At 28.6% G+C, this 13,737-nt stretch carries 16 protein-coding genes and 1 tRNA gene; 6 read left to right on the forward strand and 11 right to left on the reverse strand.

The window, feature by feature from the left end; genetic code table 11:
* Window positions 1-2 precede the first annotated feature (2 nt).
* Entirely contained in the window at window positions 3-392 is a 390-nt protein-coding gene (locus tag VP91_RS06550; protein ID WP_169036642.1) for a DUF6165 family protein, read from the forward strand.
* Here VP91_RS06550 and VP91_RS06555 read toward each other — a convergent pair.
* Genes VP91_RS06555 through VP91_RS06585 form a run of 7 tightly spaced genes read right to left on the reverse strand, consistent with a single transcriptional unit; the run spans window position 386 to window position 6,393 of the window.
* A complete protein-coding gene (locus VP91_RS06555; protein ID WP_169036643.1) occupies window positions 386-1,060 on the reverse strand; it encodes an ABC transporter permease in 675 nt (224 codons plus the stop codon). The two genes, VP91_RS06550 and VP91_RS06555, sit on opposite strands and share 7 nt — an antisense overlap.
* Window positions 1,060-1,752, reverse strand: a complete 693-nt coding sequence (locus VP91_RS06560) for an ABC transporter permease (RefSeq protein ID WP_169036644.1) — start codon at window positions 1,750-1,752, stop codon at window positions 1,060-1,062. Before VP91_RS06560 ends, VP91_RS06555 begins: the two co-directional genes overlap by 1 nt.
* A 46-nt stretch (window positions 1,753-1,798) precedes the next feature.
* Window positions 1,799-2,659 carry a transporter substrate-binding domain-containing protein gene (locus VP91_RS06565; RefSeq protein ID WP_169036645.1) on the reverse strand — a complete coding sequence of 287 codons (861 nt, stop codon included), beginning with the start codon at window positions 2,657-2,659 and terminating at the stop codon, window positions 1,799-1,801.
* A 59-nt stretch (window positions 2,660-2,718) separates the two neighbouring features.
* Window positions 2,719-3,759, reverse strand: a complete 1,041-nt coding sequence (speD, locus tag VP91_RS06570) for an adenosylmethionine decarboxylase (RefSeq protein WP_169036646.1) — start codon at window positions 3,757-3,759, stop codon at window positions 2,719-2,721.
* A gap of 6 nt (window positions 3,760-3,765) precedes the next feature.
* Window positions 3,766-4,398 (reverse strand): class II aldolase/adducin family protein, encoded by a 633-nt coding sequence (locus tag VP91_RS06575; RefSeq protein WP_169036647.1) that lies wholly within the window; start codon window positions 4,396-4,398, stop codon window positions 3,766-3,768.
* Window positions 4,398-5,468: an S-methyl-5-thioribose-1-phosphate isomerase gene (gene mtnA / locus VP91_RS06580; RefSeq protein ID WP_169036648.1), complete on the reverse strand. Its 1,071-nt coding sequence runs from the start codon at window positions 5,466-5,468 to the stop codon at window positions 4,398-4,400. The genes VP91_RS06575 and mtnA overlap by 1 nt, the downstream gene beginning before the upstream one ends.
* 52 nt (window positions 5,469-5,520) lie before the next feature.
* Entirely contained in the window at window positions 5,521-6,393 is an 873-nt protein-coding gene (locus tag VP91_RS06585; RefSeq protein ID WP_169036649.1) for an S-methyl-5'-thioadenosine phosphorylase, read from the reverse strand.
* Window positions 6,394-6,432: 39 nt separating this feature from the next.
* On the opposite strand from VP91_RS06585, the gene VP91_RS06590 reads away from it, so the two are divergent.
* Window positions 6,433-6,960, forward strand: coding sequence for an adenine phosphoribosyltransferase (locus VP91_RS06590; protein WP_169036650.1), 528 nt, complete (start codon window positions 6,433-6,435; stop codon window positions 6,958-6,960).
* A 4-nt stretch (window positions 6,961-6,964) separates the two neighbouring features.
* On the opposite strand, the gene VP91_RS06595 is transcribed toward VP91_RS06590, so the two are convergent.
* Complete coding sequence (locus VP91_RS06595) at window positions 6,965-7,843, reverse strand: glycosyltransferase (RefSeq protein WP_169036651.1); 879 nt, start codon at window positions 7,841-7,843, stop codon at window positions 6,965-6,967.
* Between the two features lie 69 nt (window positions 7,844-7,912).
* Here VP91_RS06595 and rfbB point away from each other — a divergent pair, with 69 nt between their 5' ends.
* The 3 genes from rfbB to VP91_RS06610 are packed head-to-tail and all read left to right on the forward strand — an operon-like array spanning window position 7,913 to window position 10,499.
* On the forward strand, window positions 7,913-8,932 hold the full coding sequence (rfbB, locus tag VP91_RS06600; protein ID WP_169036652.1) for a dTDP-glucose 4,6-dehydratase: 1,020 nt from the start codon (window positions 7,913-7,915) through the stop codon (window positions 8,930-8,932).
* On the forward strand, window positions 8,932-9,798 hold the full coding sequence (locus VP91_RS06605; protein WP_169036653.1) for a sugar nucleotidyltransferase: 867 nt from the start codon (window positions 8,932-8,934) through the stop codon (window positions 9,796-9,798). The genes rfbB and VP91_RS06605 overlap by 1 nt, the downstream gene beginning before the upstream one ends.
* Entirely contained in the window at window positions 9,798-10,499 is a 702-nt protein-coding gene (locus VP91_RS06610; protein WP_169036654.1) for a sugar nucleotide-binding protein, read from the forward strand. The genes VP91_RS06605 and VP91_RS06610 overlap by 1 nt, the downstream gene beginning before the upstream one ends.
* Here VP91_RS06610 and VP91_RS06615 read toward each other — a convergent pair.
* Window positions 10,494-10,570: transfer RNA gene (locus VP91_RS06615), tRNA-Met, on the reverse strand. The two genes, VP91_RS06610 and VP91_RS06615, sit on opposite strands and share 6 nt — an antisense overlap.
* 343 nt (window positions 10,571-10,913) lie before the next feature.
* On the opposite strand from VP91_RS06615, the gene VP91_RS06620 reads away from it, so the two are divergent.
* A complete protein-coding gene (locus VP91_RS06620; protein ID WP_169036655.1) occupies window positions 10,914-11,795 on the forward strand; it encodes a hypothetical protein in 882 nt (293 codons plus the stop codon).
* 24 nt (window positions 11,796-11,819) lie between these two features.
* Here the strand turns inward: VP91_RS06620 and VP91_RS06625 are convergent, their stop codons facing one another.
* Both VP91_RS06625 and VP91_RS06630 read right to left on the reverse strand, forming a co-directional pair.
* Entirely contained in the window at window positions 11,820-12,521 is a 702-nt protein-coding gene (locus tag VP91_RS06625; protein ID WP_169036656.1) for a transaldolase family protein, read from the reverse strand.
* 56 nt (window positions 12,522-12,577) lie between these two features.
* The gene (locus VP91_RS06630; RefSeq protein WP_169036657.1) at window positions 12,578-13,666 is read right to left on the reverse strand and encodes a sulfite exporter TauE/SafE family protein; all 1,089 of its coding nucleotides are present in this window, start codon (window positions 13,664-13,666) and stop codon (window positions 12,578-12,580) included.
* Window positions 13,667-13,737 lie beyond the last annotated feature (71 nt).

Genomic DNA, 13,737 nt, shown 5'->3' on the forward strand with positions numbered 1-13,737 from the left:
TTATGAATAAAATTCTAGTTGAAGTGTCTATTGGTGAGCTTTTGGACAAAATTTCTATTCTTGAAATAAAAAAAGAAAAGATTAAAGACTCTGAAAAACTAAATTTCATTAATGATGAACATGTTATTTTAAAGGAGCAATTAGACCAAAATGTGAAGTCTGACGATAAGCTTAATAGATTGTTTCAATCCTTAAAAGAAATTAATGCAAAATTATGGGTAATTGAGGATGACAAAAGGCTATGTGAAAAAGATAAAGATTTTACAGAAAAATTTATAAAGCTTTCAAGAGATGTTCATTTTTTAAATGATGATCGTGCTAAAATAAAATTAGAGATTAATAATCACACAGGCTCTAAGATTAAAGAAATCAAAGAGTATACCTCTTATTGAAAACTATATTTTTTTTCCAAATATTTTATTAAATTGTGAATTAAAAAAGTCATTAATAAATAAATTCCACCAGCAGTGATAAATATTTCTAATGGTTTGTATGTAGTAGAAACAATATGTTTGGCAACACCTGTTATATCCATTAATGTTACTGTGCTTGCTAACGACGTTCCTTTCATCATTAGTATTATTTCGTTACCATAGGCTGGCAAAGATTGTCTAATGGCTACAGGTATCTGAATTTTATAAAAGATTATCTTATTTGATATTCCTAAACTTTTACCTGCTTCAATAATTCCAGGTTTAATTGTTTGAAAAGCTGATCTTAAAATTTCAGATGTGTATGCACCAGTATTTAGTGAAAATGCAATTATAGCACACCAATATGGTTCCTTAAAAATAACCCAAAGAAAAGTTGATCTAAAATATTCTATTTGCCCTAGTCCATAATAAATTATAAATATTTGAACCAGCAAAGGTGTGCCTCTAAACACATAAGAATATGCATAAGCAAATCTATTAATAATATAATTTTTACTTAGTCTTAAAATTGCAAACAACAATCCAATAAATAAACCAATAATTAAAGAAACTGATAAAAGTTTTATAGTTATAACTGCTGCACTCAGTAATTTTGGCAAGCTAGAAGCCATTAAACTTAAATCCATTAAAAACCCTTACTATACTTAACTTCAAGTCTATTAATTAATTTCATGCTAAAAAAAGTTAACATCAGGTATAAAAGTGCTGCAAAAGAATAAAAAAATAAAGGATCTCTTGTTGATCCAGCTGCAATATATGATTGTCTCATAATCTCAACTAAACCAGTAACAGATATTAATGATGTATCTTTCAAAGTTATTTGCCAAACATTACTTAAGTTGGGTATAGCTAGTCTTAGCATTTGAGGCATTATTACTTTTAGAAAATAAATACGTTTTTTTAATCCTAACACTTTACAAGCTTCAAACTGACCTTTATCAATCGATTGGATTGCTCCTCTAAAAACTTCTGTTGAATAAGCGCCTGAAATTATCCCAATAGCAACAGATCCTGTAATAAAAGCATTTATTTCAATATATTCATTGTAACCAAATATTGATGCAACATACATAATTGCACCACTTCCGCCAAAGAAAAAAAGATAAATTACTAGTAACTCTGGAACACCTCTTATGACCGTAGTGTAAAAATTAGCTATAAGATTTAAAAATTTTTTATTTGATAATTTGAGGGGCGTAAAAATTGCTGAAAATAAAAAACCTATTAACATTGCTGTAATTGAAACAGCAATAGTCATTAAGGTTGCATAAAACAACTCGTCTCCCCATCCTGTTTGTCCGAAAGTTAAAAGATCCATTATCGAAAGGGCGACTATATTTAAAGTCGCCTTTTCAAAATATTAATTACATAGAAGCATCAAAACCGAAATGTTTGATTGCAAGTCTACTAATAACGCCATCTTTTCTTGCTTGATTAATAGCTTTATTAAAAGCTTTTAAAAGCTCAGCATCTCTAGCACCTAGTGTTCCTCCTAATTGAGAGGCTTGTCTTAAGCCAACACCAACACCATTTCCAAATGCTCCACCTGAAAAAGTTGGCCCAACAAGAACAACTGATTTTCCAGATTTGTCAGCATAGTCAGTAAAAGCAACAGCTGCAGCTAATGCAACATCACATCTTCCAGAAGCTAAATCTAAGTTAACCTCATCTTGGGTTTTGTAAGTTCTTACGTTAACTTTTCCTACATCGCCTGACTCTAAAAAGTTTTGGTGAATAGTTCCTGTTTGAGTACAAACAGTTTTTCCAGCTAAAACAGAAGTAATTGTTTTTAAGGCTTTTTTAGCATCACTGTTAGGACTTGAAAGACCAATTCCTGCTGGAGTATTCATTCCTTCAAGACTTGAACCTTTCATTACAGCAAGAGAAGCTACTTCATCAGCATAACCTTGAGAAAATGTTATAACTTTTTTTCTCTCATCAGTAATTGACATCCCAGCCATTATTGCATCAAATTTTCTCATTTGAAGAGCCGGTATCATTCCATCCCAATCTTGTTCAACGACTTCACACTGTCTTCCAATATATCTACAAAGCGAATGGGCTAATTCGACTTCAAATCCAATTAGTTTACCAGACGCATCTTTTGAATTCCATGGAGGATAAGCGCCTTCAGTTCCAATTCTAATTTTATCAGAAGCATAAACATTTCCAATAATTAATAAAAAAGCCAGAACTGAAAAAATAGTTTTTTTAAATATATTCATTATTTTCTCCTTTGATTAAAAAAATATTATTTCACAAATTTAGTGAATTAAAAAGAAAATTAATGGTTTATTGAAGAAGAAAAATTCCAAGAGCAATCAAAACTAGGAATATAAACCCTATCTAAAGTTGTATTACCAAAATTTTTGTTAAAAACATCTAGCCATTTTTCAACTTGTTCTGGTTTTTTATCTTGGCTACCAACTTGAGCTGTAATTACTCCATTTGGTTTTAATATTCTAATTAATGAGTCCATATTCTTTGCTGCAAGATCTATACAAAATTGATCATCATTAAGATCAACAAAAATTTTATCATACTTATCATCATCAACAGATTTTATGCTTTCAAAAGCGTCGCCCCAAACACATTTAATTGAGTTTTTTTCTGTAGACTTGTTTCCTATACTTCCTAGGTGCTTATTACAAACATTAACCACTTCGGGGTCTAATTCATACCAATCAATAAAGTCAAAGCCTTTGGAGATGCACTCTCTTGCAACACCACCATCACCACCACCAATAATTGCAGCAGTACCCATGTTATTATTTAGCTTTAAGGCTGCATTTACAAAAGTTGAGCTATACAAAATTTCATCATTTGTTGCTACCTGGATTTCATTATCTATAAAAAGTGATTTTCCGAATTGTTCCAAGTCCAATATTTCTATATGTTGTCCAGCCTTAGAATTAAAATCCTCCAAAACTTCATTTACAACATAAGATTTTTGTAAACCTGGTGAACTATAAATGTCAGGATATAATGATTTGGTATCTCTATTAAATTCTTTTTTAACAATTCGTTTATGTTTAAATTCTTTTCTAACAATATCTAAGGCTATAGATGGACTAACTTTCCCACATGTAAAAAAATCAAAACTGATAATACCTTTTTCAGGAAATGTATGAAAGCTAATATGACTTTCTGCCAGCAGTGCTAATATTGTAAAACCCTGTGGTTCAAATTTGTATTTAGAGATCTTAAGGACTGTTACTTCTGCTGCTTTTGCAATTTTATGAATTACACTTTCAAATAATGATGGATCATATTCTTGAGTAGTTCCAATAATATCTAAAGTTACATGTTCACCTACTTTAGTCATAAAAAATTATCCCCTCTTATAATTTTTTGCTTTCCTTAAAACTTTATTCATTTCTTTTGATGATAAAATTTTAGGCTTCCCAATTTTTAAAGCTTTTATATACTGGTTCGAAAGATTTTCAACCTCTTCAGCTAATTCAAATGCTTCTGATAAATTTCCTGAAAATGCAATCTGTCCGTGATTGCCTATTAGACAAGCATTTCTATTTTTTAATGCTTTTAGAATATTTTTAGATAATTCTCTTGTTCCATAGGTTGCATATTTTGCGCATTTAATATCGTTACCTCCAGCCATTGCAATCATATAATGAAATGCTGGTATTCCTTTTCCATGAGTGGAGATTGCCGTAGCACAGTTAGAGTGAGCGTGTACAATTGCTTTAGCCTCTATTTTATTTTTGTATATATCTTGATGAAATCTCCATTCAGATGATGGTATTCCCTTTTTTTTATCAAACTCTCCTTTGAGAGTTACAAAAACTATATCTTTACTTTTTAATGAAGAATATTTAGCTCCTGATGGTGTAATTAAAAAACCATCTTTATATCTTGCAGATATATTTCCAGATCTTAATGCTGAAAGTTTTTTGGTATTCAGCATTTTAGAGTATTTTATGACTTCGATTCTTAAATTTATCATTATCTAAAAATTTTTTTTAATGCATCAGGTGAGGCTTTACAAATACCTTTTTCTGTGATCAATCCTGTTACATATTTTGCAGGCGTTACGTCAAAAGCCAAATTTAAAACTTTACTTTGCTTGGGGTATATTAATATTTTTTTAAGATCATTATTTTCATCTAATCCTACTATATGAGATAATTCCTCAGGATCTCTCTCTTCAATAGGAATATCTTTAAAATCTTTAATATCCCAATCAATAGTTGAACTGGGTAATGCGACATAAAAAGGTACGTTATTATCATGCGCCGCTAATGCTTTAAGATAAGTTCCAATTTTATTACATACATCACCAGTTGATAAAGTTCTATCAGTTCCAACCATACAAATATCAATCTCATTTCTTTGCATTAAAATTCCACCTGTATTATCTGCAATAATAGTATTTGGTATTTCTTCTTCATTTAATTCATAAGAAGTTAAATTTGCACCTTGATTTCTAGGCCTAGTTTCGTCAACCCATACATGTACTGGTATGCCTTTTTTATGAGCATGATAAATTGGAGATGTTGCTGTACCCCAATTGATGGTGGCTAACCAGCCAGCATTACAATGGGTTAAGATATTTACTGTATCTTTTTTTTTATTATAAATTTCTTCAATTATTTTAAGCCCATTAATACCTATATTTTTGCAGAACTTTTCATCTTCATCACATATTTCTTTAGCTTCGGTTAAAGCTACATTTAAAATTTGATCACTGTTAATTCCTGATAATTTTTTCATCATTCGATCTACTGCCCATTTTAAATTTATTGCTGTAGGTCTAGATTTTATTAATTCTTCCCCACTCTTTTTAATAAATTCAGAGCTATTATTTTCTTGAACCGCCAGAACCATTCCATAAGCAGCTGTCGCGCCAATTAATGGTGCACCTCTTACTTCCATTATTTTAATTGCGTTAATTGCATCCTTTACTGTTTTAAGATCTTTAATTATAAATTGATGTGGAAGCTTAGTTTGGTCAATGATTTTGACAACGTTGTCTTCGTACCAAATAGTTCTGTATTCTTTACCTTCTATTCTCATCTTAATTAATTCTTATTTAGTAAAGTAAATAAAATTATAACTAATATTTTTTTCATTTATTAAGAGCTCTACCAGCTATTGTTTTGAGTTTATCTATTGTTTTTTGAGTTCTTTTTTCAGGTGCTGTTATTATTGCAACATCTAAACAATTGTTAGTTGGGTCGTTTGGATCAATATGATCTTCAAAATTATCTATTAAATTTTTAATCATGACTTTTGCTTTTTCAGCATTTCCTAATAAAACTTTAACTACTTGTTGAACGTCAACGTTTTCATGATCGGGATGCCAACAATCAAAATCGGTTACCATTGAAACTGATGCATACCTTATTTCTGCTTCTCTAGCGAGTTTCGCTTCTGGCATATTAGTCATACCAATTACATCTGCTTTCCATGTTCTATATAAATTAGACTCTGCTAATGTTGAAAATTGTGGTCCCTCCATAACAACATAAGTCCCATTTCTTTGACAATCTATATTAGATTTTTTAATTGCTTCTTCACACGCATTCATCAGCCCATTTGAAGTTGGATGAGCCATTGACACATGAGCTACAATTTCATTATCAAAAAAAGTTTTTATTCTTGCAAAAGTTCTATCAATAAACTGATCAACAATAACAAATTTTCCTGGTGGCAAATCTTCTTTAAGAGAACCAACAGCTGAAACAGAGACTATATCTGTAACACCTAGTTGTTTTAATGCGTCAATATTTGCTCTAAAATTTATTTTAGAGGGTGAAATAAAATGCCCTCTTCCATGTCTTGGTAAAAAAAAAACTTCTTTGTTATTGTATTTAGTTTTTAGAATTTGATCAGAAGGTTTTCCCCACGGTGTTTCTATATTAAGTAACTCTCTATCGTTAAATTTCTCAACATCATAAAGGCCACTTCCACCAATAATTGCTAATTTATTTTTAACCATATAAAAAAAATAATTTTACTATATATATCTTAAAGAATTATGAATTTAAAAGATTATATTAGATCAATTCCAAATTATCCAAAAAAAGGAATTTTATTTAGAGACATTACCACTTTAATCAAAGATGAAAAAGCATTTGCTGAGACTATTAATCAAATAGTTAAAAAATCAAAAAAATTTAAAGTAGATAAAATTGCTGCCATAGAGTCTAGGGGATTTGTTTTTGCTTCAGCTGTTTCTTATTTGCTTAAAAAACCATTTATAATGCTAAGAAAAAAAAATAAACTACCTGCGGAAACCTTTTCTGTAGATTTTGAATTAGAGTACGGAACAGCAACCATAGAAGTTCACAAAGATTCAATTGAACAAAATGATTCAGTCTTGATTATAGATGATTTAATCGCAACAGGTGGTACAGCAGAGGCCGCTGCTAAACTAGTAGAAATGTCTGGTGGAAATGTTTCAGCTTTTATATTTGCTATTAATCTTTTTGATTTAAATGGATCCGATAATTTAGCTAAAAAAGGTTATCACGTGGAAAACTTAATGGACTTCCCTGGCCATTAAAATTTCAAAATTGCGATCTATACCAAGATTTTTTATTTATTGCTGCATTAAAAAAACCTGAAATTCTATTCAAATAAATTTTTTGTTTAATCTTATTTTTTATTAAAGAATAAAAAATATATTTAATCAAGCTAGAAAAAAGTTTTGGAAAGCCTTTTAAAAAAGCTACAGAGTAACCATTGTGTTTTTTATTAAAATAAAACTTAGACCAAATCCAATGCCAATTCCTTGCAAGCTCTACTTCATCTTTATATTTAATATTAACTGCTTTTCCTCCTAAATGTTTTATTTTTGAATTGGGCGCTATGTAAATATCTTCTTTTGCATCAATTATTCTTTTACACAAATCATCATTTTCTAGATACATGAAAAAATTTTCATCAAAATAATTTTTGTTAAGTATTTTATCTAATTGTTTTTTATTAAAGAGCATTGCAAAACCATCAATGCTTCTGACTTTAAATGGAAATTCATTTTCAATTACAATTTTTGTTTTATTATTAAGTTTATAATTTGGATAATTAATGTTCGAAGAAATTGGTGCCAGTATAGCAAAACTAGAAATTTTTTGTGATGCAATGATGAGTTCATTAATTGTTGATTTTTCAAGTATCACATCCGGATTTAGAATTAAAACAAAGTCTGTTTTTACTCTTCTAATACCAATATTATTTCCAGCTCCCATACCTAAATTTTCAGCTGAAAGGACGCATGATACATTTTTATATAATTCTTCTAATTCATTTTTAAATTGATGATTGTTGGAATTCTCAACTACTATAATTTTTATATCTTTATCGATTGATTTTATACATTCATGAATTACTCCTTCACTTTTAAAAGTAACAATAACTATTGATAAATTTTGCCTAGATATTGACATACTGTATGAATAATGATCTTTAAATAATGAACTATACTAATACTTTTTACTAATGTAAAAAATAAAATAATGGAAAAAATTATTGTGACTGGTGGGCTTGGTTTTATTGGTAGTAATCTAATAGAACTGCTAGTAAAAAAAAAATTTAACGTAATAAATATTGATAGCGTTACCTATTCTTCTAATTTTTATAATACTCAAGAATTTTCAAAAAGCAGATACTATAAATTTATAAAGTGCGACCTCAATAATAAATCTAAACTTAATAAAGTTTTTTCTAAATATAAACCGATCTGTATTTTTAATTTAGCTGCTGAAACACATGTTGATAGATCAATTGATAGTCCAGAAAATTTTATTAAAAGTAATATTTTGGGTGTTTTTAATTTACTTGAAATATTTAAAAAATATTCAAAAAAAAATAAAAAAGCTAAATTAATTCATATTTCAACTGATGAAGTTTATGGAGATATTTTGAAAGGTAGATCTCATGAAGATTTCCCTTATAAACCTAGTTCACCCTATGCTGCAAGCAAAGCTGCTTCAGACCATCTAGTTTATTCTTATGTCAGAACTTACAAAATTCCAGCAATAGTTACTAATTGCTCTAACAACTATGGACCTAAACAACATCCTGAAAAACTTATTCCAAAGTTAATATACAATATCCTTAATAATAAAAGTTTACCTATATATGGAGATGGAAAGAATTCTAGAGAATGGATATATGTGAAAGATCATTGTGAAGCTTTATTAAGAGTTTTTCAAAAAGGTAAGATTGGAGAATTTTACAATATTGGTTCAAATAAAAATTTAAATAATCTTGAAATTTGTAAATTTTTGATAAAAGTGGCTAGAGAAAGAATTAAAATTGGTAAGAATGTCAAAATTAAGTTTGTAAAAGATAGACCTGGTCATGATGTAAGATATGCCCTGGATAGTAAAAAGATATTAACAAAATTAGGTTGGAAAACTAAAACGAATTTTAAAAATGGATTAGAAAAAACTTTTTTATGGTATCTAAGAAATGACAAATATTATAAATCTATATCCAAAAAAGATATTACAAAAAGAATTGGTAAAATATAATGATTAAAAAAGGAATAATTCTGGCTGGTGGCGAAGGAACTCGAATGAGTCCACTTACAAAAGCTGTTAATAAACAACTTCTACCAATTTATGATAAGCCTTTAATTTTCTATCCACTTTCAATTTTAATGTTGGCTAAAATTAAAGATATTTTAATAATTGTAAATAAGGGTCAATTAAATCAATATAAAAAATTAATACCTGATGGGAATAGTTTGGGAATTAAAATTACATATATAGAACAAGATAAACCAAGAGGTTTACCTGATGCTTTTATCTTGGGTGAAAAATTTATAGGTAATGATAATGTTGCCATGATACTTGGTGATAATTTTTTTTATGGTCAAAATCTTACCTCAAAGCTGCAAGAATGTTCAAAAATCAAAGATGGTGCTAAAATTTTACTACATATCGTTCAAACACCAGAATTATTTGGTGTAGCTAAAGTCAATAAAAATAAAAAAATCATACAGATAAAAGAAAAGCCCAAAAAATTTATTTCTAATCATGCAATCACAGGTTTATATTTTTTTGATAACAAAGTTGTAAAATATTCAAAAAGTTTAAAACCGTCTAGAAGGGGAGAGATAGAGATTATTGATTTACTATTAAAATACAAAAAAAATAATAAATTGTCAGCAGATTTTATTGGCCGTGGTGGAGCTTGGCTAGATACTGGTTCTATTGATGACTATTACAAAACAATAACATTTGTTCAGGCAATTGAAAATAGGCAAGGATTTAAAATTGCCTGTATTGAAGAAATTGCTCTTAACAACAAATGGATAAAAAAAAAAGAAATTTTAAAATCAATAAAATTTTATGGTAATTGCAGCTATTCTAAATATTTAAAAAATTTGATTTAATGATCAAAAAAATTGTTATTACAGGTGGTGATGGAAGATTTGCTCAGGTTCTTAAAAGAGATAATAAAAAGTTAAATATATTCTATCCCAATAAAAAAGATTTAAATATTCTCAATATCAATTCTATACAAAAATATTTAAAAAAAACTAAACCAAGATATGTTATTCATGCTGCTGCACTTTCTAGACCAATGAATGTTCATAATGTAAAGATTTCAAAGAGTATTGATTTAAATATAATAGGCACTTGTAATATTGTTAAAATTTGTTCTGATCTTAAGATTAAGCTTATATATTTTTCAACAGGATATGTTTATAAAGGAAAAATAGGTAACCACAAAGAAAGTGACCCTGTCCTACCGTTCAACAATTATGCTTGGTCAAAGCTAGGTGGTGAATGTGCAGTTTCCATGTATAAAAATTCTTTGATTTTGAGAATAACTATGTGTGAAAAACCTTTTTTGCATGAACATGCTTTTTACGATGTTAATACTAATTTTATGTTTCAGGAAGAAGTAGTAAAGATTTTACCAAAAATTTTAGATAAAAAAGGAATACTAAATGTTGGTGGAAAAATTCAATCAATTTACTCTTTTGCTAAAAAATATAATAAAGATGTTAAAAAGAAATCTGGAAAAAATTTATTTCCTAAAAATATTTCAATGAATGTTAGTAAATTAAAAAAAATTATGAAATGGTAGCGGGAAGTGGAATCGAACCACTGACCTCAGGCTTATGAGTCCTGCGCTCTAACCGACTGAGCTACCCCGCCACTTAATTATCGTTGTTTTATAATAGTTTTTATTTTCTGTCCAATCAAGTATTTGCCTATTTTCCTTGCTGACTGAGTCAAGAGTGTGTCAAGGATATATGCCTTTTTTGTGAGTCAAGATTATTGTAATGTGTGTAGATTATGAAAAAAATTTTAATTGTTGACGATGATTAAATATATTCTGCCAGCTATAATTGTCCTCTTGATTGTAGTATTCTGGGAAAAAATCACTGAAATAGTTCTTAAAAAATTTAATATTAGGCTGAAATATATTATTGTGAGTGCTGTGTTAATAATTATCGCTATAATAATTTTATTAATCAATTATGGGTAAATTTAATTGATGAAAAAATTTTTAGGGATCTTAATTCTTTTTTTGTTGAGCTTAAATTATGCTGAAGCTGCAACAAGCAGTGAAGCTAAAAATAAAAAGTATGTATATAAATCTCTATATGACTTAAAAAAAATAATCAAAAAAGAAGATCCATCAGATTTAAAAAAATTAAAATTTATAAGAAAATCAGAAAATAAAGAATTTTTTGCCATGTCAGGAAAACCAGCTGGCTGCAACGATTGTGGAAAAAGAAAATCTTACGAATATGATGCTTTTGTATTTCATGCAATTTATAATTCTGGGCATAAGATTATTTTTTTAGTTGATATAGATTTTGCAAAAAACTTAGAAAAAGCAAGAGAGTATGCATCAAAATATTCAAACACTATGGGGCAAATACCTTCATTCCTAAGAGAGGGTACTACAAAACTTGATGGAGAGTATAAAGACACAAATTTAGGGGTTGGAACTGGCACTGAAAGAGGTGTTAAAGTTATAGTTATAGCAAAAGGAAATAAAAGATGGTGGGCAGATTTTAACCAATCAAGATTTATGCTTTATCCGCAAAACAAATATATTGTGAAAGAACTAATTTTGATGCATGAATCAGCACACTTGAGTATTCATGGAAAAATCACAACTGATGTTAAATGGTACCCTGCTGTTTTGGCAGATGGAAAATATATCACTAAATATGCAAGAACTGACAGAGGAGAAGATGTTGCTGATACTATTAGTTTTTGGGTTGCTGTAAGGTGTATAAAAAACTTTTCTGAAAAAAAGAAAAATAAAATTTTAAAATCTATACCTAATAGAATAAAATTTTTGGATGACTTCGTTAGAGATAATAAACTAAGCACATCACCTATGGTTTGTGCTCTGAAAAATTAATATCTCAATAATTTTATATTAAAATTAAATTTTAAAATTTGCAGATTTTGCGTCTTTATAGAAAGTTCTAACTGTTTCTTGAGTTAATTTATCAAATGATTTTCCAAATTTTTCTATTTTTTCAATTATACCAGGAGGTGTTGTTATTATGTGGCATCCCAATTGTTTTGCTTGCGTGTAGTTATAGGGTTCTCTTACACTGGCCCAAAGAATTTCTACATTTTTAAAACTTTTTGCCAAACTTATACTTTTTTTAAACTCGGGGACAGGATCTTTGCCAGTGTCTCCTGCTCTTCCTGCAAATATTGAAATAATAACTTTAGATTCTTTATTAATTAATTTAAGAATTCTTTTTGTTTGTTTGGAATTATAAATTGCAGTTATATTAAGTTTGATATTCATACTGTTAAGCTCTTTAATTATTCTACCCATAAATACTCCTTTAGAATTAATCACAGGTATTTTTACATAAACATTTTTCCCCCATGTATTTATCTCTAAGGCTTGATTTTTCATATTATGGTAATCATCTGCAAACACTTCTAATGAAACTGGCTTATTTGGACAAATTTTAAGTATTTTTTTAGAGTAGTTTTTGTAATCCTTAGCACCAGCACTCTTCATAAGACTGGGGTTTGTTGTAAATCCTTTAACAATTTTTTTTTTATTAAACTTTTTAATAAGCTTTAATTCAGCAATATCACAAAAAATTTTAATTTTTTTCATTATAATATAATTTATTACTATAAAATTTTTTATTAAAAATCCAATAATATAAAGTGCTATTTTTTAAATTTATTTGCAAAATATTGTTTTCTTAAGTTTGATAAAAACTTTCTGATAAAAGCGGCACTTACACCTAAAGTTATAGCAAAAATAATTGAAAATAATCCGTAAAGAATTGGTGCTTCTAATGATAACTTTTTAACAAACATTGATAATGGGTTTAAATCATTCAAATTAATTTTTATTATTTCTTGCGTCGTTTTTTCGGCAAAAAAAGTATCATAAGCGATAGCAATCCCCACTAATAACAATAAAAGTGCAAGTAAAGTCTTTATACCCGTACTATCAATTGACTCACCCACTTTTTGACCTATTTGAACACCTAAAATAGATCCAAGAACTAACATGGTTACTAAAATTAGATCAATTGAGCCATAATTAAATGCGTGCAAAAAAGTTACTATCACGCTAACAAAAATAGTTACAAATAAAGATGTACCTGGGATTAGTTTTGTTGGCATTCCTATTATGTAAATCATTGCAGGAACTAAAATAAATGCACCACCTATCCCCATAATTGCAGCTATAAAACCCACAATTAAACCAATAATGATTGGTGTAAAAGCACTTTCGTATAGTTTTGATTTTTGAAAACGCATTCTTAAGGGAAGACCATGTATCCAGTAATGAACGTGTAATTTTTTCTTAGTTATAATTTTTTTTCTAGCCTTGTCTATTTCACCCAAGCCTTCAACCAACATGGCTGTTCCAATAATTGCAAGAATATACATATAGGCTAACGAAATAACTATATCAATTTTCCCAGTACCTTTAAAATAAGTAAAAGTCCATATTCCAAGCAAAGTTCCAATTATTCCACCTAAAACAATCATCAAACCCATTTTATAATCAAGCGTATTTTTCAAGTAATGTGTTGTTGAGCCAGACACAGATGTTGCTAAAATATTATTCGCTTCATTTGCAACGGCATATGTTGGTGGAACACCAAGAAAAATCAAAAAAGGAGTCATCAAAAAACCTCCACCGACACCAAATAGCCCTGAAAGAACTCCAACAACTCCACTGAGTGAAAAAATTGCTATAACGTTTACTGATACTTCAGCAATAGGTAAAAAAATATTCATAAAAAGATTAAATTATACGTATCTTCATATCAACTTATGTCAATAGACGAAATTAAAAAAAATAAAATTAT

This window comes from Candidatus Pelagibacter communis, assembly GCF_012932795.1.
GTDB classification, from domain to species: domain Bacteria; phylum Pseudomonadota; class Alphaproteobacteria; order Pelagibacterales; family Pelagibacteraceae; genus Pelagibacter; species Pelagibacter ubique_S.

Bases quoted from the DNA above. Each gene is read 5' to 3' on its own strand.
- VP91_RS06550 (WP_169036642.1), top strand. From the start codon at position 3: ATGAATAAAATTCTAGTTGAAGTGTCTATTGGTGAGCTTTTGGACAAA.
- VP91_RS06555 (WP_169036643.1), bottom strand. From the start codon at position 1,060: ATGGATTTAAGTTTAATGGCTTCTAGCTTGCCAAAATTACTGAGTGCA.
- VP91_RS06560 (WP_169036644.1), bottom strand. From the start codon at position 1,752: ATGGATCTTTTAACTTTCGGACAAACAGGATGGGGAGACGAGTTGTTT.
- VP91_RS06565 (WP_169036645.1), bottom strand. From the start codon at position 2,659: ATGAATATATTTAAAAAAACTATTTTTTCAGTTCTGGCTTTTTTATTA.
- speD (WP_169036646.1), bottom strand. From the start codon at position 3,759: ATGACTAAAGTAGGTGAACATGTAACTTTAGATATTATTGGAACTACT.
- VP91_RS06575 (WP_169036647.1), bottom strand. From the start codon at position 4,398: ATGATAAATTTAAGAATCGAAGTCATAAAATACTCTAAAATGCTGAAT.
- mtnA (WP_169036648.1), bottom strand. From the start codon at position 5,468: ATGAGAATAGAAGGTAAAGAATACAGAACTATTTGGTACGAAGACAAC.
- VP91_RS06585 (WP_169036649.1), bottom strand. From the start codon at position 6,393: ATGGTTAAAAATAAATTAGCAATTATTGGTGGAAGTGGCCTTTATGAT.
- VP91_RS06590 (WP_169036650.1), top strand. From the start codon at position 6,433: ATGAATTTAAAAGATTATATTAGATCAATTCCAAATTATCCAAAAAAA.
- VP91_RS06595 (WP_169036651.1), bottom strand. From the start codon at position 7,843: ATGTCAATATCTAGGCAAAATTTATCAATAGTTATTGTTACTTTTAAA.
- rfbB (WP_169036652.1), top strand. From the start codon at position 7,913: ATGGAAAAAATTATTGTGACTGGTGGGCTTGGTTTTATTGGTAGTAAT.
- VP91_RS06605 (WP_169036653.1), top strand. From the start codon at position 8,932: ATGATTAAAAAAGGAATAATTCTGGCTGGTGGCGAAGGAACTCGAATG.
- VP91_RS06610 (WP_169036654.1), top strand. From the start codon at position 9,798: ATGATCAAAAAAATTGTTATTACAGGTGGTGATGGAAGATTTGCTCAG.
- VP91_RS06620 (WP_169036655.1), top strand. From the start codon at position 10,914: ATGAAAAAATTTTTAGGGATCTTAATTCTTTTTTTGTTGAGCTTAAAT.
- VP91_RS06625 (WP_169036656.1), bottom strand. From the start codon at position 12,521: ATGAAAAAAATTAAAATTTTTTGTGATATTGCTGAATTAAAGCTTATT.
- VP91_RS06630 (WP_169036657.1), bottom strand. From the start codon at position 13,666: ATGAATATTTTTTTACCTATTGCTGAAGTATCAGTAAACGTTATAGCA.